This is a genomic window from Phenylobacterium sp. Root700 (genome assembly GCF_001429025.1).
GTDB lineage: Bacteria > Pseudomonadota > Alphaproteobacteria > Caulobacterales > Caulobacteraceae > Phenylobacterium.
In genome coordinates this window covers 1-15393 of the sequence record NZ_LMHT01000003.1, presented here as the reverse complement: position 1 = coordinate 15393, position 15393 = coordinate 1, and the positions used below count along the sequence as shown (strand labels likewise).

The 15393-nt window shown below is 62.9% G+C and carries 27 protein-coding genes and 2 pseudogenes; all 29 read right to left on the bottom strand.

Going from position 1 to position 15393, the window contains the following annotated elements; genetic code table 11:
- Positions 1-136: 136 nt before the first annotated feature.
- The gene (locus ASE02_RS00485) at positions 137-1153 is read right to left on the bottom strand and encodes a DNA-directed RNA polymerase subunit alpha (RefSeq protein WP_056730088.1); all 1017 of its coding nucleotides are present in this window, start codon (positions 1151-1153) and stop codon (positions 137-139) included.
- A 79-nt stretch (positions 1154-1232) separates the two neighbouring features.
- Entirely contained in the window at positions 1233-1622 is a 390-nt protein-coding gene (rpsK, locus tag ASE02_RS00480) for a 30S ribosomal protein S11 (RefSeq protein ID WP_056730086.1), read from the bottom strand.
- A gap of 12 nt (positions 1623-1634) precedes the next feature.
- Positions 1635-2003, bottom strand: a complete 369-nt coding sequence (gene rpsM / locus ASE02_RS00475; protein WP_056730084.1) for a 30S ribosomal protein S13 — start codon at positions 2001-2003, stop codon at positions 1635-1637.
- A 194-nt stretch (positions 2004-2197) separates the two neighbouring features.
- Positions 2198-2770 carry an adenylate kinase gene (locus ASE02_RS00470; protein ID WP_056730082.1) on the bottom strand — a complete coding sequence of 191 codons (573 nt, stop codon included), beginning with the start codon at positions 2768-2770 and terminating at the stop codon, positions 2198-2200.
- Between the two features lie 52 nt (positions 2771-2822).
- Positions 2823-4172 (bottom strand): preprotein translocase subunit SecY, encoded by a 1350-nt coding sequence (gene secY / locus ASE02_RS00465; RefSeq protein ID WP_056730080.1) that lies wholly within the window; start codon positions 4170-4172, stop codon positions 2823-2825.
- A gap of 174 nt (positions 4173-4346) precedes the next feature.
- A complete protein-coding gene (gene rplO / locus ASE02_RS00460; protein ID WP_056730078.1) occupies positions 4347-4832 on the bottom strand; it encodes a 50S ribosomal protein L15 in 486 nt (161 codons plus the stop codon).
- 131 nt (positions 4833-4963) lie between these two features.
- Positions 4964-5143, bottom strand: coding sequence for a 50S ribosomal protein L30 (gene rpmD / locus ASE02_RS00455; protein ID WP_056730076.1), 180 nt, complete (start codon positions 5141-5143; stop codon positions 4964-4966).
- A gap of 3 nt (positions 5144-5146) precedes the next feature.
- Positions 5147-5755 (bottom strand): 30S ribosomal protein S5, encoded by a 609-nt coding sequence (rpsE, locus tag ASE02_RS00450; protein WP_056730073.1) that lies wholly within the window; start codon positions 5753-5755, stop codon positions 5147-5149.
- 10 nt (positions 5756-5765) lie between these two features.
- Positions 5766-6125, bottom strand: a complete 360-nt coding sequence (gene rplR, locus ASE02_RS00445; protein ID WP_056730071.1) for a 50S ribosomal protein L18 — start codon at positions 6123-6125, stop codon at positions 5766-5768.
- A gap of 3 nt (positions 6126-6128) precedes the next feature.
- Positions 6129-6662 carry a 50S ribosomal protein L6 gene (gene rplF, locus ASE02_RS00440; protein WP_056730069.1) on the bottom strand — a complete coding sequence of 178 codons (534 nt, stop codon included), beginning with the start codon at positions 6660-6662 and terminating at the stop codon, positions 6129-6131.
- A gap of 1 nt (position 6663) precedes the next feature.
- Positions 6664-7059, bottom strand: a complete 396-nt coding sequence (rpsH, locus tag ASE02_RS00435; RefSeq protein ID WP_056730067.1) for a 30S ribosomal protein S8 — start codon at positions 7057-7059, stop codon at positions 6664-6666.
- Positions 7060-7069: 10 nt separating this feature from the next.
- Positions 7070-7375, bottom strand: a complete 306-nt coding sequence (rpsN, locus tag ASE02_RS00430) for a 30S ribosomal protein S14 (RefSeq protein ID WP_056730066.1) — start codon at positions 7373-7375, stop codon at positions 7070-7072.
- 21 nt (positions 7376-7396) lie between these two features.
- Complete coding sequence (gene rplE, locus ASE02_RS00425; RefSeq protein WP_056018094.1) at positions 7397-7957, bottom strand: 50S ribosomal protein L5; 561 nt, start codon at positions 7955-7957, stop codon at positions 7397-7399.
- Positions 7950-8264, bottom strand: a complete 315-nt coding sequence (rplX, locus tag ASE02_RS00420) for a 50S ribosomal protein L24 (protein ID WP_056730064.1) — start codon at positions 8262-8264, stop codon at positions 7950-7952. The genes rplE and rplX overlap by 8 nt, the downstream gene beginning before the upstream one ends.
- On the bottom strand, positions 8264-8632 hold the full coding sequence (gene rplN / locus ASE02_RS00415) for a 50S ribosomal protein L14 (protein ID WP_056018090.1): 369 nt from the start codon (positions 8630-8632) through the stop codon (positions 8264-8266). The genes rplX and rplN overlap by 1 nt, the downstream gene beginning before the upstream one ends.
- 15 nt (positions 8633-8647) lie before the next feature.
- Complete coding sequence (rpsQ, locus tag ASE02_RS00410) at positions 8648-8899, bottom strand: 30S ribosomal protein S17 (RefSeq protein WP_056730061.1); 252 nt, start codon at positions 8897-8899, stop codon at positions 8648-8650.
- 13 nt (positions 8900-8912) lie between these two features.
- Complete coding sequence (gene rpmC, locus ASE02_RS00405) at positions 8913-9107, bottom strand: 50S ribosomal protein L29 (RefSeq protein WP_056730059.1); 195 nt, start codon at positions 9105-9107, stop codon at positions 8913-8915.
- On the bottom strand, positions 9107-9538 hold the full coding sequence (gene rplP / locus ASE02_RS00400) for a 50S ribosomal protein L16 (protein ID WP_056730057.1): 432 nt from the start codon (positions 9536-9538) through the stop codon (positions 9107-9109). The genes rpmC and rplP overlap by 1 nt, the downstream gene beginning before the upstream one ends.
- A gap of 9 nt (positions 9539-9547) precedes the next feature.
- A complete protein-coding gene (rpsC, locus tag ASE02_RS00395) occupies positions 9548-10303 on the bottom strand; it encodes a 30S ribosomal protein S3 (protein WP_056730054.1) in 756 nt (251 codons plus the stop codon).
- Positions 10303-10683, bottom strand: coding sequence for a 50S ribosomal protein L22 (rplV, locus tag ASE02_RS00390; RefSeq protein ID WP_056730052.1), 381 nt, complete (start codon positions 10681-10683; stop codon positions 10303-10305). The genes rpsC and rplV overlap by 1 nt, the downstream gene beginning before the upstream one ends.
- Positions 10684-10685: 2 nt before the next feature.
- Positions 10686-10964, bottom strand: a complete 279-nt coding sequence (gene rpsS, locus ASE02_RS00385; RefSeq protein ID WP_056730050.1) for a 30S ribosomal protein S19 — start codon at positions 10962-10964, stop codon at positions 10686-10688.
- 3 nt (positions 10965-10967) lie between these two features.
- On the bottom strand, positions 10968-11804 hold the full coding sequence (gene rplB, locus ASE02_RS00380) for a 50S ribosomal protein L2 (protein WP_056730048.1): 837 nt from the start codon (positions 11802-11804) through the stop codon (positions 10968-10970).
- 4 nt (positions 11805-11808) lie between these two features.
- On the bottom strand, positions 11809-12108 hold the full coding sequence (locus ASE02_RS00375; RefSeq protein ID WP_056018075.1) for a 50S ribosomal protein L23: 300 nt from the start codon (positions 12106-12108) through the stop codon (positions 11809-11811).
- Positions 12108-12746: a 50S ribosomal protein L4 gene (gene rplD / locus ASE02_RS00370; RefSeq protein WP_056730046.1), complete on the bottom strand. Its 639-nt coding sequence runs from the start codon at positions 12744-12746 to the stop codon at positions 12108-12110. The genes ASE02_RS00375 and rplD overlap by 1 nt, the downstream gene beginning before the upstream one ends.
- Positions 12746-13504: a 50S ribosomal protein L3 gene (gene rplC, locus ASE02_RS00365; RefSeq protein WP_056730044.1), complete on the bottom strand. Its 759-nt coding sequence runs from the start codon at positions 13502-13504 to the stop codon at positions 12746-12748. The genes rplD and rplC overlap by 1 nt, the downstream gene beginning before the upstream one ends.
- Positions 13505-13518: 14 nt before the next feature.
- Positions 13519-13827, bottom strand: coding sequence for a 30S ribosomal protein S10 (gene rpsJ / locus ASE02_RS00360; protein WP_056730043.1), 309 nt, complete (start codon positions 13825-13827; stop codon positions 13519-13521).
- Between the two features lie 354 nt (positions 13828-14181).
- Positions 14182-14535 (bottom strand): GIN domain-containing protein, encoded by a 354-nt coding sequence (locus tag ASE02_RS22760; protein WP_369818499.1) that lies wholly within the window; start codon positions 14533-14535, stop codon positions 14182-14184.
- Positions 14536-14606: 71 nt separating this feature from the next.
- Positions 14607-14955: pseudogene (locus tag ASE02_RS22755) on the bottom strand (hypothetical protein); the annotation flags it as partial.
- Positions 14956-15129: 174 nt separating this feature from the next.
- Positions 15130-15393: pseudogene (tuf, locus tag ASE02_RS00350) on the bottom strand (elongation factor Tu); the annotation flags it as partial.

Genomic DNA, 15393 nt, shown 5'->3' with positions numbered 1-15393 from the left:
CGGGATCCGTCCTTACCTAACCAAGTCCCAGCCTGCTCCCGCCTGGGTCAAAACGAAGCGCCGGGGCCCTCCACCGCAGCTGCGGTCTCGTGGGGCCCGTGCCGCCGAAGCGGCACGGAGTCGGCGCAGAAGCGTCTTACATCTGGTCGTCGAACTTTTTCGCGAGTTCTTCGATGTTTTCCGGCGGCCAGTTCGGCACGTCCATGCCGAGGTGAAGGTTCATGCCCGCGAGCACTTCCTTGATCTCGTTCAACGACTTGCGGCCGAAGTTCGGGGTACGGAGCATCTCCGCCTCGGTCTTCTGGATCAGGTCGCCGATATAGACGATGTTGTCGTTCTTCAGGCAGTTCGCCGAACGGACCGAGAGCTCGAGCTCGTCGACCTTCTTCAGCAGCGCCGGGTTGAACGGCAGTTCCGGCTTGGCTTCGCCTTCGACCTTCTTCTTCGGCTCTTCGAAGGTGATGAAGATCTGCAGCTGGTCTTGGAGGATACGGGCGGCGAAGGCCACCGCGTCCACCGGCGAGATCGCGCCGTTGGTTTCCACTTCCATGATCAGCTTGTCGTAGTCGAGGCTCTGGCCCTGACGGGTCGGCTCGACGCGATAGGCGACGCGCTTGACCGGGGAGAACAGGCTGTCGACGGCGATGAGGCCGATCGGCGCGTCTTCCGGACGGTTCTGTTCGGCAGGGACATAACCCTTGCCGTTGTTCACCGTGAACTCCATGCGCACGGTGGCGCCGTCGTCCAGGGTGCAGAGCACGTGGTCGGGGTTCAGAATTTCAATGTCCGCCGGGACTTCGATCTGGCCGGCGGTCACGGCGCCGGGGCCAGTGGCCTTCAGCGTCATACGCTTGGGGCCTTCGGAGTGCAGACGAAGAGCCAGTTGCTTGATGTTCAGGACGATGTCGACGACGTCTTCACGAACGCCTTCAAGCGACGAGAACTCATGCACGACGCCGTCGATTTGAACGGCGGTGACAGCCGCGCCTTGCAGCGACGACAGGAGAACACGGCGGAGGCTGTTGCCCAGCGTCACACCGAAGCCGCGTTCGAGAGGTTCGGCTACCAGACGCGCCTTGCGGTTCGCGTCAGTTCCGGTCTCGATCAGCGGCTTCTCGGGACGGATGAGCTCGTTCCAGTTTCTTTCGATCACGTAGAGATGTCCCTCGAAACGCAGGATCGCCGGACGCGAAATCGCGGTCCGGCGCGTGGGGAGTGCGGTACTTCGGTACTTAGACGCGCCGACGCTTGGGCGGCCGGCAACCGTTATGCGGAATGGGGGTCACGTCGCGGATGGTGGTGATGGTCATGCCGACGGATTGAAGAGCGCGGAGCGCCGATTCACGCCCCGAACCCGGACCCGACACGTTCACTTCCAACGTCTTCACACCGTGCTCGGCCGCCTTCTTGCCGGCGTCCTCGGCCGCCATCTGGGCGGCGTAGGGCGTCGACTTCCGGGAGCCCTTGAACCCCATCATGCCGGCCGACGACCAGGAAATCGTGTTCCCTTGCGCGTCCGTGATGGTGATCATGGTGTTGTTGAACGAGGCGTTCACGTGCGCCACGCCCGAGGTGATGTTCTTACGTTCGCGACGTTTAACGCGCGCCGGTTCCTTGGCCATCGCTAAGCTCTCTTACTTCTTCTTGCCGGCGATCGGCTTAGCCGGACCCTTGCGGGTGCGGGCGTTGGTGTGGGTGCGCTGGCCGCGGACCGGGAGGCCCTTACGGTGACGAAGGCCGCGATAGCAGGCCAGGTCCATGAGGCGCTTGATGTTGACCGCAGTCTCGCGACGCAGATCGCCCTCGACTGTATAGTCGCGGTCGATGGCTTCACGGATCTGAAGGATCTCAGCGTCGCTCAGCTGATTGACGCGACGAGCGTCTTCAATGCCAACCGTGCTGACGATCTGCTTGGCTTTCGCCTGGCCGATGCCATGGATGTACTGAAGCGCGATCACGACGCGCTTGTTAGTCGGAATGTTGACGCCAGCAATACGGGCCACGCGTAGAATCTCCTAGTCACGCAGAGAAGCGCGAACGGCGCCCCGGCCCAGAGTCCCAAGTGGGAAGGCCGGCACGTCCTTCGCGCCCTTTCGCGGAAGCGCACCGTTATAGGGAACGTTGCGTTTCCGTCAATGGAGCAATCGCAGGAATTTGAACCTTTTAAGGGTTTCCTACGACTGCGAGGGCGGGTTGCCTACCGGCGGGGGGCTTCTAGAGCCCCGTCAATGCCGGTGGACACTTCTTCGATCGTGCCCATGCCGTCTACTTCAACCAGTTTCTTCTGGCTCTCATAGTAGGGCAGCAGCGGCGCGGTCTGATCGTTGTAGGCCGAGAGCCTCACCTTGAAGCTCTCGGGATTGTCGTCGGGACGGCCCGATTCGGCGAACCGACCGGCGACCCGCTTGAGGAGCTGCTCGTCGTCCACCTTCAGGCGGACCACTAGATCGATTCGCGATCCGCGCTGCTCGAGCATTGAATCCAAAGCCTTGGCCTGGGCCAGGGTCCTGGGGAAACCGTCGAAGATAGCTCCGCCAGCGGCCTCGGCCTCCGGCAAGCGCTCTTCGATAAGCGCGATAACGATCTCGTCGGTGACCAGCTCACCGCGCTGCATGACGCCCTCGACACGCTTGCCGAGCTCGGAGCCCGAAGCGATCGCGGCGCGCAGCATGTCTCCGGTGGAGAGCTGGACCATCTTGCGGTTCTCGACCAAACGCTTGGCCTGAGTGCCCTTCCCCGCCGCCGGCGGGCCGAACAGGATCAAATTCATTTTTAGTATCCCCTCCCCGGTCATCCCCAATGACCGGCCTAAATCGACGCCCCTAGCGCGCGCGTCCGCCGCGCAGCTTGGATTTCTTGATCAGGCCCTCGTACTGGTGGGCCAGGAGATGCGACTGGATCTGGGTCACAGTATCCATGGTCACACTCACCACGATCAGGATCGAGGTGCCGCCCAGATAGAACGGCGCCTTGAAGTAGCCGATCAGCATCTCGGGCATGAGGCAGACCAGGGTGATGTACGCCGCACCGATCACCGTCAGACGGGTCAGCACGTAGTCCAAATACTCCGCGGTGCGCTTGCCCGGACGGATGCCTGGCAGGAACCCGCCGTACTTGCGCAGGTTCTCCGCGGTGTCGTCCGGATTGAACACGACCGAGGTGTAGAAGAAGCAGAAGAAGATGATCAGCGCCGCGTAGAGCACCATGAAGGCCGGCTGGCCGTGCTGAAGCAGGCCCACCGTTCCAGGCAGCCATTGCGCCCACGGCGGAAGATTAGCCGTCGCTAGGAAGCCCATAGCCGTGGTCGGCAGCAGCAGCAGCGACGAGGCGAAGATCGGCGGAATGACGCCCGCGGTGTTGATCTTCAGCGGCAGGAACGAGGTGTCCCCGCCAAACATGCGATTGCCTTGCTGGCGCTTCGGATACTGCACCAGCAGACGGCGCTGCGAGCGTTCCATGAAGACGATGGCGAAGACCACGGCGATGGCCAGGGCGATGATCGCGAACATCGCGAAGCCCGACAGCGAACCGGTCCGGGTCATGGTGAACATCTGCCAGATGCCGCGCGGCAGAACCGCGACGATACCGGCGAAGATGATCAGCGAGACGCCGTTGCCGACACCACGGCTGGTGATCTGCTCACCCAGCCACATCAGCAGCAGCGTGCCGCCGGTCAGAGTCACGACCGTCGAGGCCAGGAAGAAGATCCCGGGGTCCAGCACCAGGCCGGGGCTGGCTTGCAGTCCGGTGGCGATGGCGAACGATTGGAACAGCGCCAGAATGACCGTCAGGTAGCGGGTGTATTGGTTGAGGGTCTTGCGGCCCGCCTCCCCGCCTTCCTTCCGCAGTTTCTCCCAGGGCGGATAGACCGTCCCCAGCAGCTGCACGATGATCGACGCCGAGATGTAGGGCATCACGTTCAGCGAGAAGATCGCCATCCGTTGGACAGCGCCCCCGGAGAACATGTTGAACATGCCCAGGATCCCCTGCGCCTGGCCTTCAAAGGCTTGGGCGAAGGCTTGCGGGTCGATGCCGGGGATCGGGATATAGGTCCCGAGCCGATAGGCGATCAGCGCAAGGAGCGTGAACCCGATGCGCTTGTGCAGCTCCGTCGCCTTTTGAAAGGCGCCGAAGTTCATGTTTGCGGCGAGCTGTTCAGCGGCCGAAGCCATTTAGAACCCCAGACTGTAAGACCGGTCACACATAGGGTGTCCGCCTTGCGCTGTCATCCGGTCCCTCCGCCGCTTTCCCCGACCAGGTCGGGGTTCCATCAGGAATGCGGGCGGTCGCTGACCTCGAGGAACCGGATGGTCAGCTAATTCCCGGCTTGCGCCGGGACGGGCGTATTACTCAGCAGCTTCAGCGACGACCGGCGCGGTCGTCGTGATCTTGCCGCCGGCCTTCTCGACAGCGGCCTTGGCCGCGGCCGAAGCCGAATAGACAGTGATGTCGATCTTGGTGGTCAGTTCGCCCTTGGCGAGCAGACGCACGCCGTCGCGTTCACGACGCAGGACGCCGGCCGCGACCAGAACCTTGCCGTCGATCGGCTTCTTGGCGTCGAGCTTGCCGGCGGCGATCGCCTGCTCAAGACGCCACAGGTTCACCTCGGCGAATTCCTTGGCGAAGGGGTTGTTGAACCCGCGCTTCGGCATACGCATGTGCAGCGGCATCTGGCCGCCTTCGAAACCGTTGATGGCCACGCCAGAACGGGCCTTCTGACCCTTGACGCCGCGGCCGCCGGTCTTGCCCTTGCCCGAACCCGGGCCACGGCCGACGCGCATGCGGTTCTTCGTGGAACCGGGAGCCGGAGCGAGTTCATTAAGCTTGGTCATGGTGCCTCTCCTTGGAGATCTGTCGCCGGAGCGCTGGCTCCGACTCGGCTGAAATTGAAACTTGGTCGCCGAAACGACCGAAGAGGCGACGCTTTTGGCGCCGCCTCTCCTAAACGTCCAGTCGAAAAGGCTTAGCCTTCGACGACTTCGAGCAGGTGCTTGACCTTGTCGATCATCCCGCGAACCGACGGGGTGTCTTCAAGGGTCGAAACGCGGCCCATCTTGTTCAGACCCAGACCGGCGAGCGTAGAACGCTGGTCCTTGGTGCGTCGGATGGGGCTACCCGTTTGGCGAACAGTCACCGTAGCCATAGATCACTCTCCGTCAGCAGCGGCCGCGGCGGCGCCATCGGCCTTACGGCCCAGGACGTCGGCGACCTTCTTGCCGCGCTTGGCGGCGACTTGACGCGGCGAAGACTGAGCCTTCAGCGCCTCAAAGGTCGCCCGCACCATGTTGTAGGGGTTCGACGAGCCGACCGACTTGCCCACGACGTCTTGAACGCCGAGGGTTTCGAGGACCGCACGCATCGGACCGCCGGCGATGACGCCGGTGCCGGGAGGCGCCGAGCGAACCATCACCTTGCCAGCGCCCCAACGGCCATTGCCGTCGTGGTGCAGGGTGCGGCTCTCACGGAGCGGCACGCGGATCATGGTCTTCTTGGCTTCTTCCGTCGCCTTGCGGATGGCTTCAGGCACTTCACGCGCCTTGCCATGACCGAAGCCGACGCGGCCCTTTTGGTCACCGACCACCATGAGAGCGGCGAACGAGAAACGACGTCCACCCTTCACGGTCGCGGCGACGCGGTTGATGTGCACCAGCTTCTCGACGATGTCGGAATCGGCGCGCTCTTCGGCTTGGTTGCCGCGGTTGCGGTCCCGGCGATTGTCGCCGCCACCGCCACGTTGTTCGTTTCCACGAGCCATCAGCGTACCCCTAGAAGTTCAGGCCGGCTTCGCGCGCGGCGTCGGCCAGCGCTTTCACGCGACCGTGATAGATGTAGCCGCCACGGTCGAAGACGACGTCTTTGACGCCCTTCTCGATCGCACGTTGAGCGACCAGGGCGCCAACGCGAGCGGCGGCGTCCTTGTCCGAGCCCTTGGCGGCCTTTTCGCCCTCTTCGAGGGTGGAAGCGGCCGCGAGGGTCACGCCGCGTTCATCATCGATGACCTGAGCGTAAATGTTCTTCGACGAGCGGAAGACCGACAGACGCGGCCGACCATTCGCCACCGACCGCAGGCGGATGCGCGTGCGCTCAGCGCGGCGCTTGGCGGTGTCACGGGGTTTAAGAGCCATGGCCTACTTCTTCTTGCCTTCCTTGCGGCGAACCTTTTCGCCGGCATAGCGAACGCCCTTGCCCTTATAGGGCTCCGGCGGACGCAGGCGACGGATCTGCGAGGCGATCTCGCCGATCACCTGCTTATCGATGCCTGAGATCTTGATCTCGGTCTGCTTCGGCACCGTGAAGGTGACACCGGCCGGAGCCGGCACATCCACGTCATGGCTGAAGCCCAGCTGCATGGAGAGCGCATTGCCCTTCATCGCCGCGCGATAACCAACGCCGACCAGTTCGAGGGTCTTCTCAAAGCCGGAGGTGACACCTTCGACCATGTTCGCGACCAGCGTACGCGACAGGCCCCACATGGCTTGCGCCCGGGTGCTGTCGACACGCTTCGTCAGGAGGAGCTCAGCGCCCTCCTGCTTGACTTCGATCTCTTCGGCCACGGTCCAAGCGAGTTGCCCCTTGGGGCCCTTCACCGTGACCGTTTGGCCTTCGATCGTCACCGTCACACCCGAAGGGACGGCGACTGCCTTCTTTCCGATCCGCGACATCTTAGTAGACCCGCAAGAGGACTTCGCCGCCCACGTTCGCGTCACGCGCGGCCGTGTCCGACATGACGCCCTTCGGCGTCGACAGGATCGAGATCCCCAGGCCGTTCTTAATCGGCTTCAGGTCCTTGATCGACGAATAGACGCGACGGCCTGGCTTCGACACGCGGCGGATCTCAACGATCACCGGTTGGTTGTCGAAGTACTTCAGCTCGATCTCGAATTCCGGGAAAGCGCCCGGCTTCTGAACGAGTTGATAACCGCGGATGTAGCCTTCCTCGGCGAGCACATCGAGGACGCGCGCGCGCATCTTCGAGGCCGGCGTGGAAACCTTCGAACGGCCACGGGTGGCGGCGTTCTTGATGCGGGCGATCATATCGCCAACGGGGTCGTTCACCATGAGACCCTCCTCACCAGCTCGACTTGACGAGGCCAGGAATCTGGCCACTGGAACCCAGGTCGCGCAGGGCGATCCGGCTCATCCTAAGCTTCCGATAGTACGCGCGCGGACGGCCCGTGACTTCGCACCGGTTACGGATGCGGGTCTTGGACGAGTTGCGCGGCAGCTCGGCGAGCTTCAGCCGGGCTTCGAAGCGTTCTTCGAGCGGCAGGCTCTCATCGTTGGCGATCGCCTTGAGTTCTTCACGCTTGCCGGCGAATTGCTTCACCAGCTTGCGGACCATCTCATTACGATTGACGGCGCTTTTCTTGGCCATTTTCTCTTTCCTTCCCGCCGCTTACGCTTGAACGAACGGGAACTGGAATTCCTTGAGAAGCGCGCGCGCTTCGTCGTCGGTCTTCGCAGTCGTGGCGACGATGATGTCCATGCCCCACATTTGATCGATTTGGTCGTAGTTGATCTCCGGGAACACGATGTGCTCCTTCAGACCCATGGCGTAGTTGCCGCGACCGTCGAACGAGGTGGGCTTCAGGCCCCGGAAGTCCTTCACGCGCGGAAGCGCGATCGTGATCAAACGGTCCAGGAACTCGTACATGCGGTCCGCACGAAGGGTGACCTTCGCGCCGACAACCATGCCTTCGCGCAGCTTGAAGCCGGCGATGGAGTTACGAGCCTTGGTCGGCTGCGGCTTTTGACCGGCGATCTTCGCCAGGTCGGCGATCGCCGAGTTGACCTTCTTGGAGTCCGAGACGGCTTCACCGATACCCATGTTCAGGACGATCTTGTCCAGCTTGGGGATCTGCATCTCGTTCGTGTAACCGAACTGTTCCTTCATCGCGGCGCGGATGCGCGCGCGATACTCGGACTTCAGCCGCGGTTCGTAAGCTTGCTCAGCCATTGATCACCTCACCGGTCGTCTTGGCGACGCGGACCTTCTTGTCGCCTTCGACCCGGAAGCCGACGCGGGTCGGCTTGCCCTTGGAGTCGACGATCGCCACGTTCGAAATGTGGAGCGCCGCTTCCTTGCTCTTGATGCCGCCCTGCGGGTCGGACTGGGTCGGGCGGGTGTGACGCTGAACCAGGTTCAGGCCTTCCACGACGACGCGGTCTTCCTTGGGCAGAACCTTCAGGACAGCGCCTTGACGGCCCTTGTCCTTGCCGGTCAGGACCTGAACGCGGTCCCCTTTTTTGATCTTCGCGGCCATCACAGCACCTCTGGCGCGAGCGAAATGATCTTCATGTGGTTCTTGGCGCGCAGTTCACGAGGAACCGGGCCGAAGATCCGCGTGCCGATCGGCTCGGATTGCTTGTTCACGATCACGGCGGCGTTCTTGTCGAACCGGATCACCGACCCGTCCTTACGCTTGATCGCCGAAGAGGTGCGCACCACGATAGCCTGGAGCACGTCACCCTTCTTCACCCGACCGCGCGGGATCGCTTCCTTCACGGAGACGACGATCTTGTCGCCTACGCCAGCGTACCGACGGCCTGCGCCGCCGAGCACCTTGATGCACATCACACGACGGGCGCCGGAGTTGTCGGCGACCTCGAGGTTAGTCTGCATCTGAATCATTGGATGAGACTTTCTTTAAGAGGCTTGTTGGGCGCCGCCCTTAGGCAGCACTTCCCAGGTCTTGGTTTTCGACTTCGGCGCACACTCGATGATACGAGCAATTTCACCGGCCTTGTAGACGTTGGCCTCGTCATGGGCGTGGTACTTCTTCGACCGACGAACGGTCTTCTTCAGCACCGGATGCAGGAAGGTACGCTCGACCTTCACAACGATCGTCTTGTCACCCTTGTCGGAGACGACGACGCCTTCGAGAATTCGCTTGGGCATATTCGTAGTCTCCTTAGGCCGCGGTCTGCTTGGAGCGCAGGACGGTCTTGATCCGCGCGATGTCCTTACGGACTTCGTCGACGCGGTGGGTCTTCTCGACCTGACCCGTTGCAGCCTGGAAGCGCAGGTTGAACTGCTCTTTTTTCAGGTTCAGCAGGCTTTCGCCGAGTTGGTCGGGCGTCATACCCCGGATATCGTCGATCTTCATCACGCGGCCTCCGCCACAGCGGCTTCGATGCGAGTGACGATGCGGGTCTTCACCGGAAGCTTGGCCGCGCCGAGGCGCAGAGCTTCACGGGCCACATCGTCCGGCACGCCGTCGATTTCAAACATGATACGGCCCGGGTGAACGCGCGCGGCCCAGTACTCGACCGCGCCCTTGCCCTTACCCATCCGCACTTCGGCCGGCTTGTCGGTGACCGGCACATCCGGGAAGATCCGGATCCACACGCGACCTTGGCGCTTCATCTGGCGAGTGATCGCCCGACGAGCCGCTTCGATCTGACGCGCGGTGATGCGTTCCGGTTCAACGGACTTCAGACCATAGGAGCCAAAGTTCAGCGAGAAGCCGCCTTTGGCCGTTCCGTGGATCTTGCCCTTGAACTGCTTACGGTACTTGGTTTTCTTCGGAGACAGCATGGCTCTACCTTAGGCTCCAGCTTGCTCACGACGGTCACGACGCGGGCCACGGTCGGGACGATCGCCCGAACGTCCGCCACCTTCGCCGGCCGGGCCGGATTCAGTGGCCAGGCGCTTGTCGAGAGCCATCGGATCGTGATCCAGGACCTCGCCTTTGAAGACCCACACCTTCACGCCGATAATGCCGTAGGTGGTGGAGGCTTCAGTGACCCCGTAATCGATGTCGGCGCGCAGGGTGTGACGCGGCACGCGGCCTTCGTGGTACGATTCCGTACGCGCGATTTCCGCACCGCCGAGACGACCGGCGACTTCGATCCGCATGCCCTTCGCACCCAGACGCATGGCGCTTTGCAGCGACCGCTTCATGGCGCGACGGAAGGCGACGCGGCGCTCGAGCTGTTGGGCGATGTTCTCGGCCACCAGCTGGGCGTCGGTCTCCGGCTTACGGATTTCGACGATGTTCAGGTGAACCTCGCCTTCCGTGATCGAAGCAACGTCCTTGCGCAGCTTATCAATGTCCGCACCCTTCTTGCCGATGATCACGCCAGGGCGCGCGGCATAGATGGTGATGCGGCACTTCTTGTGCGGACGCTCAATGATGATCCGCGAAACGCCAGCTTGATACAGGCGCTTCTTCAGCTGCTTGCGGATCTTGATGTCCTCATGCAGGAGCCGGCCGTAGTCCGCCTTTTTGGCGAACCAGCGCGAATCCCACGTGCGGTTGATGCCGAGGCGAAGCCCGACCGGATTGACTTTTTGACCCATCAGGCGGCCTCACCCAATTCGCGGACCACGATGGTGATCTCGCTGAACGGCTTTTCGATACGCGAAGCACGACCGCGAGCGCGGGCGGCGAAGCGCTTCATCACCAGGTTCTTGCCCACGAAGGCCTCGGCGACAACCAGGTTGTCGATGTCGAGGTTGTGGTTGTTCTCGGCGTTCGAGATCGCCGAGTAGAGCGCCTTACGGACATCGCGAGCGATGCGCTTGTGGCTGAACTCCAGCTCGTTCAGGGCCCGTTGGACCTTGAGGCCGCGGATCGACTGAGCGACGAGGTTCAGCTTGCGCGGGCTGGTGCGCAGGGTCGTGATCTTGGCCATGGCCTCGATCCCCGACAGGCGGCGTGCTTTAGCTTGCTTAGCCATGGCTACTTCCTCTTCGCCTTCTTATCGGCGGCGTGACCGGGGAAGTACCGGGTCGGGGCGAACTCACCGAGCTTCATCCCGACCATGTCTTCGCTGACCAGCACGGGAACGTGCTTTTGGCCATTGTGAACGCCGAAGGTCAGGCCGACGAACTGCGGCATGATCGTCGAACGACGCGACCAGGTCTTGATCACATCCTTGCGGCCGGAACCTTGAGCGGTCTCAGCCTTCTTAAGGAGGTATCCGTCAACAAACGGACCTTTCCAAACGGAACGGGTCATGGCTTACCGAGCCTTCCGAGCGTGGCGCGAACGGATGATGTACTTATCCGTCGCCTTGTTAGTGCGGGTCTTCGAGCCCTTGGTCGGCTTGCCCCACGGGGTGACCGGGTGGCGACCACCAGAGGTGCGGCCTTCGCCGCCGCCGTGCGGGTGATCGACCGGGTTCATGACGACGCCGCGGACGTGCGGGCGGAAGCCCATGTGACGAACGCGACCAGCCTTACCCAGAACCTGGTTCATATGGTCCTGGTTGGACACCGCGCCGACCGTAGCCATGCAGGTGTCTTGGACCATACGCAGTTCGCCCGAGTTCAGGCGGATCTGGGCGTAGCCGGCGTCACGACCAACCAGCTGGGCGTAGGCGCCAGCCGAACGGGCGATCTGACCGCCCTTGAGGGGCTTCAGCTCGACGTTGTGGATGATCGTGCCGATCGGCATGCCGCGCAGCGGCATGGCGTTACCCGGCTTCACGTCGGCCTTTTCGGCGGCGATGACAGAGTCACCGGCCTTGAGGCGTTGCGGGGCCAGGATATAGGCCAGTTCACCGTCTTCATACTTGATGAGCGCGATGAACGCCGTGCGGTTCGGGTCGTACTCGAGACGCTGAACCGTGGCCGGCATGTCGAACTTACGACGCTTGAAGTCGACCTTCCGGTACAGGCGCTTGGCGCCGCCGCCGCGGAAGCGGACGGCGATACGGCCATTGCCGCCACGACCACCCGACTTCGTCAGACCCTCGACGAGGGACTTTTCGGGGCGGCCCTTGTGGAGCTCGGAACGATCGATCAGGACGAGGCTACGACGGCCCGGCGAGGTCGGATTATAATGCTTCAAGGCCATCGGACTAGAGCCCCGTGGTGATGTCGATGGACTGGCCTTCGGCCAGGGTCACGACAGCTTTCTTGACGTCGGAACGACGACCAGGACGGCCGCGGAAACGCTTGGTCTTGCCCTTGACGACCAAGGTGTTGACCTTGGTGACATTGACTTTGAACAGCGCTTCGACAGCGGCGGCGATTTCGTCCTTGGTCGCGTCATTGGCGACCCGGAAGACCACCTTGTTCTGCTCGGAGAGCAGAGTGGCCTTCTCGGTGATCACCGGCGACAGGATTGCGTCGTAGTGGCGGGCGACTGGGTCGGCCATTACGCGGCTTCCTTCTCAGCATAGCGCGCGTTGATCGCTTCAACCGCGTCCTTGGTCAGGACGAGGGTGTGGCGACGCAGCACGTCATAGACGTTCAGGCCGGCGTTCGGCAGCACGTCCACGTTCGGGATGTTGCGGGCGGCGAGCTTGAAGTTCGCGTCGACTTCGGCGCCGGCGATGACCAGCACGTTCTTCAGACCGATCTTCTCGAGGCTGGCGCGCAGGCCGGCCGTCTTGGGATCGGCGAGAATGACGCTATCCATGATGACCAGCGAGCCGGACTTAACCTTGGAGGACAGCGCATGGCGCAAGGCCAGGGCGCGGAACTTCTTGGTCAGGTCGAAGGCGTGGCTGCGGACGACAGGGCCGTGAGCCTTGGCGCCGCCGACGAACTGAGCCGCACGGCGCGAGCCGTGACGAGCGCCGCCGGTGCCCTTTTGCTTGTACATCTTCTTGCCCGTACGAGAGACCTCGTTGCGGACTTGAATTTTGTGGTTGCCCGAGCGGCGCTTGGCGAGTTGCCAAGTAACCACACGCTGCAGGATATCCCCACGGATGTCTTCGATACCGAAGATGGCGTCGGACAGTTCAATCGAACCGCCCTTCCCGCCGTCGAGCTTGATGACGTCGAGTTTCATTACTGTGCTTCGCCCCCAGCTTCAGGCGCTTCAGCCGGAGCTTCTTCCACCGCCGGAGCCTCAACGACCGGAGCCGCTTGGCCAGCCTTGCGGAAGCTGCCCGGGACGGGAGCTTCTGCCGGACGCGCCGACTTCACCGCGTCGCGGATCTTCACGTAGGAACCTTCGGTGCCGGGCACGGAGCCCCGCACGAGGATCAGGCCACGTTCAACGTCGACCTTCCAGACCGTGACGTTCAGGGTGGTGACGGTTTCCTGACCAAGGTGGCCAGCCATCTTCTTACCCTTGAAGGTCTTGCCCGGATCCTGACGCTGACCGGTCGAACCGTGGGCCCGGTGAGAGACGGACACACCGTGGGTGGCCCGCATACCGCCGAAGTTCCAACGCTTCATGGCGCCGGCGAAGCCCTTACCGACCGTGCTCCCCGTCACATCGACCTTTTGGCCGGCGACGAAGTGGTCGGCGACGAGCTCAGCGCCCACGTCGATCAGGTTATCCTCGGTCACGCGGAACTCTGCGAGTTCGTGCTTGGGCTCGACTTCCGCCTTAGCGAAATGGCCACGCATGCCCTTGGAGGTGTTTTTGGCTTTCTTGGCGCCGGCTCCGAGTTGGAGAGCGACATAGCCGTCCTTGTCCTGGGTACGATGAGCCGTGACCTGGCAGCCTTCAAGGCTGAGCACGGTCACCGGCACATGGCTGCCAGCTTCATCGAAGAAGCGCGCCATACCCAGTTTCTTGGCGATCACGCCGGTACGCATCGACCGATCCCCTCTTAAAGCTTGATCTCGACGTCCACGCCGGCGGACAGGTCGAGCTTCATGAGCGCGTCCACGGTCTGCGGGGTGGGGTCGACGATATCGAGCACGCGCTTATGCGTGCGGATTTCGAACTGCTCGCGCGACTTCTTGTCGATGTGCGGCGAACGGTTGACGGTGAATTTTTCGATGTGCGTCGGCAGGGGGATAGGCCCCCGGACGGTCGCGCCGGTGCGCTTAGCCGTATTGACGATCTCGCGTGTGGAATGGTCCAGCACGCGGTGATCGAAGGCTTTGAGCCGGATGCGGATGTTCTGACGATCCATATCGCTCTTTAGTTTCCCCTACAGACGACGAACGTCCGCGTGACATTGACCATTTCAAAGACCAACCCGAGCACCTCATAGGAGATGCGCGTACGCGTAAGTCCGCAAAAACGAGATGAGCCCGCACGAACTGCTCGTGTGGGCCCTGCCCTGAACTTCCGATTTACACCGGAACCCAGGCCGTTCTGCGGACCGCGTCTGTGCTTCAAAACGCTTCGAAGCACACAGCCGGTCCAACAGGAGGCGGGTCTATACGTCTGCGACTCGCTCCCGTCAAGGGTGGGAGGGGCTCAAGACCCCGTTCGCGGACATTTCCCCGCGATATCCCGCCGCGGGCGGCGCTCGCCGCGCGTTTTAGCCGATTGTGACCCCGCCGGAGCCGACAATGGTCTTGGAGACCGCGCCTTTCACTTCCTTGGCGCGGACGTCGCCCGAGCCCGCGATTCGAGCCTTCAGCGACTGCGCCGTGCCGCCGAAGTCGACGCTGCCCGATCCGGCCACCATCACGGTCATGGCGTCGACCGCCCCGCCCGCGACCTTTACATCGCCCGAGCCGGCGGCGTTGACCTCCAGGGGCCCCTTCACCGAGGCGGTCCAGACATCCCCGGACCCCGCCATCTTGATCTCCAGCGGGCCGTTGATCGCCTTGGTCTTGATGTCGCCGGAGCCGGCCGCACGGATGCTGGCCTGGCCGGCCGAGCCGACCATCGCATCGCCGGAACCGGCCTGGTTCAACTTGAGCAGCCCGGCCACGTTAGCCACCGTCCAGTCGCCGNNNNCCTGGACGTTCGCATCACGCGGCGTGCGGATCACGATCTGGGGCATCTGCGCATAGCCGACATCCCCTACCCCGCTCACCTGGACGCGGGCCTTGGCGCCGCCGCCATGGCAGCTGCGGATCTTGCGATCGAGGCCGCCGTCGATGGTCACCTTCGCGCCCGCTGTACGCACCTGCAGCGGCAATTTCCCGTTGGTGGTCAGGATCTCCACCTTGATGTCGCTACGGGCCTCAGGGATCACCGTGACGCGCGCGACGGCGTCCTTGATCTCGACCTGGGGCGCGGCCGCCTGGGCCGCGCCGGCCGACAGGAGCACGCCGAAGCCTGCGATAATCATCGGAAGACGCATGGGTCCCCTCCGTTCTGTTGCACAACCCTGAGCAGACGGTAGGCCGCGCCCTCCGGAGGGTCAGCTTAATTCGAGGTCATGACCTCGACGTCATCTCCCGGGGGGCGTTTCCCCAAACAAAAAGGCCGCCGGATTGCTCCGGCGGCCTGATCGTTAGGNTGGGTGTCAGATCGACTATTCGACGATCTTGGAGACGACGCCGGCGCCGACGGTGCGGCCGCCTTCACGAATGGCGAAGCGCAGGCCTTGGTCCATGGCGATCGGGGTGATCAGCTCGACGTCCAGCTCGGCGTTGTCGCCCGGCATGATCATTTCCACGCCTTCGCGCAGGCGGATGATGCCGGTCACGTCGGTGGTGCGGAAGTAGAACTGCGGACGATAGTTGGTGAAGAACGGGGTGTGACGACCGCCCTCTTCCTTCGTCAGGATATAGGCTTC

Excerpts from the sequence above, each read along its gene's own strand:
- rplP (WP_056730057.1), bottom strand. The coding sequence starts at position 9,538 with ATGCTGTCTCCGAAGAAAACCAAGTACCGTAAGCAGTTCAAGGGCAAG.
- rpsS (WP_056730050.1), bottom strand. The coding sequence starts at position 10,964 with ATGACCCGTTCCGTTTGGAAAGGTCCGTTTGTTGACGGATACCTCCTT.
- ASE02_RS00375 (WP_056018075.1), bottom strand. The coding sequence starts at position 12,108 with ATGGCCGACCCAGTCGCCCGCCACTACGACGCAATCCTGTCGCCGGTG.
- rpmD (WP_056730076.1), bottom strand. The coding sequence starts at position 5,143 with ATGGCTACGGTGACTGTTCGCCAAACGGGTAGCCCCATCCGACGCACC.
- ASE02_RS00470 (WP_056730082.1), bottom strand. The coding sequence starts at position 2,770 with ATGAATTTGATCCTGTTCGGCCCGCCGGCGGCGGGGAAGGGCACTCAG.
- rpsC (WP_056730054.1), bottom strand. The coding sequence starts at position 10,303 with ATGGGTCAAAAAGTCAATCCGGTCGGGCTTCGCCTCGGCATCAACCGC.
- secY (WP_056730080.1), bottom strand. The coding sequence starts at position 4,172 with ATGGCTTCGGCCGCTGAACAGCTCGCCGCAAACATGAACTTCGGCGCC.
- rplN (WP_056018090.1), bottom strand. The coding sequence starts at position 8,632 with ATGATTCAGATGCAGACTAACCTCGAGGTCGCCGACAACTCCGGCGCC.
- rpsK (WP_056730086.1), bottom strand. The coding sequence starts at position 1,622 with ATGGCCAAGGAACCGGCGCGCGTTAAACGTCGCGAACGTAAGAACATC.
- rplV (WP_056730052.1), bottom strand. The coding sequence starts at position 10,683 with ATGGCTAAGCAAGCTAAAGCACGCCGCCTGTCGGGGATCGAGGCCATG.
- rplR (WP_056730071.1), bottom strand. The coding sequence starts at position 6,125 with ATGGCTCTTAAACCCCGTGACACCGCCAAGCGCCGCGCTGAGCGCACG.
- rpmC (WP_056730059.1), bottom strand. The coding sequence starts at position 9,107 with ATGAAGATCGACGATATCCGGGGTATGACGCCCGACCAACTCGGCGAA.
- rpsN (WP_056730066.1), bottom strand. The coding sequence starts at position 7,375 with ATGGCCAAGAAAAGCGCCGTCAATCGTAATGAGATGGTCCGCAAGCTG.
- rpsQ (WP_056730061.1), bottom strand. The coding sequence starts at position 8,899 with ATGCCCAAGCGAATTCTCGAAGGCGTCGTCGTCTCCGACAAGGGTGAC.
- rplF (WP_056730069.1), bottom strand. The coding sequence starts at position 6,662 with ATGTCGCGGATCGGAAAGAAGGCAGTCGCCGTCCCTTCGGGTGTGACG.
- ASE02_RS22760 (WP_369818499.1), bottom strand. The coding sequence starts at position 14,535 with ATGGTCGGCTCGGCCGGCCAGGCCAGCATCCGTGCGGCCGGCTCCGGC.
- rplD (WP_056730046.1), bottom strand. The coding sequence starts at position 12,746 with ATGAAACTCGACGTCATCAAGCTCGACGGCGGGAAGGGCGGTTCGATT.
- rplB (WP_056730048.1), bottom strand. The coding sequence starts at position 11,804 with ATGGCCTTGAAGCATTATAATCCGACCTCGCCGGGCCGTCGTAGCCTC.
- rpsE (WP_056730073.1), bottom strand. The coding sequence starts at position 5,755 with ATGGCTCGTGGAAACGAACAACGTGGCGGTGGCGGCGACAATCGCCGG.
- rplC (WP_056730044.1), bottom strand. The coding sequence starts at position 13,504 with ATGCGTACCGGCGTGATCGCCAAGAAACTGGGTATGGCGCGCTTCTTC.
- rplE (WP_056018094.1), bottom strand. The coding sequence starts at position 7,957 with ATGGCTGAGCAAGCTTACGAACCGCGGCTGAAGTCCGAGTATCGCGCG.
- rplO (WP_056730078.1), bottom strand. The coding sequence starts at position 4,832 with ATGACCAAGCTTAATGAACTCGCTCCGGCTCCCGGTTCCACGAAGAAC.
- rpsJ (WP_056730043.1), bottom strand. The coding sequence starts at position 13,827 with ATGGATCGTCAGAACATCCGCATCCGGCTCAAAGCCTTCGATCACCGC.
- rplX (WP_056730064.1), bottom strand. The coding sequence starts at position 8,264 with ATGGCCGCGAAGATCAAAAAAGGGGACCGCGTTCAGGTCCTGACCGGC.
- rpsH (WP_056730067.1), bottom strand. The coding sequence starts at position 7,059 with ATGGTGAACGACCCCGTTGGCGATATGATCGCCCGCATCAAGAACGCC.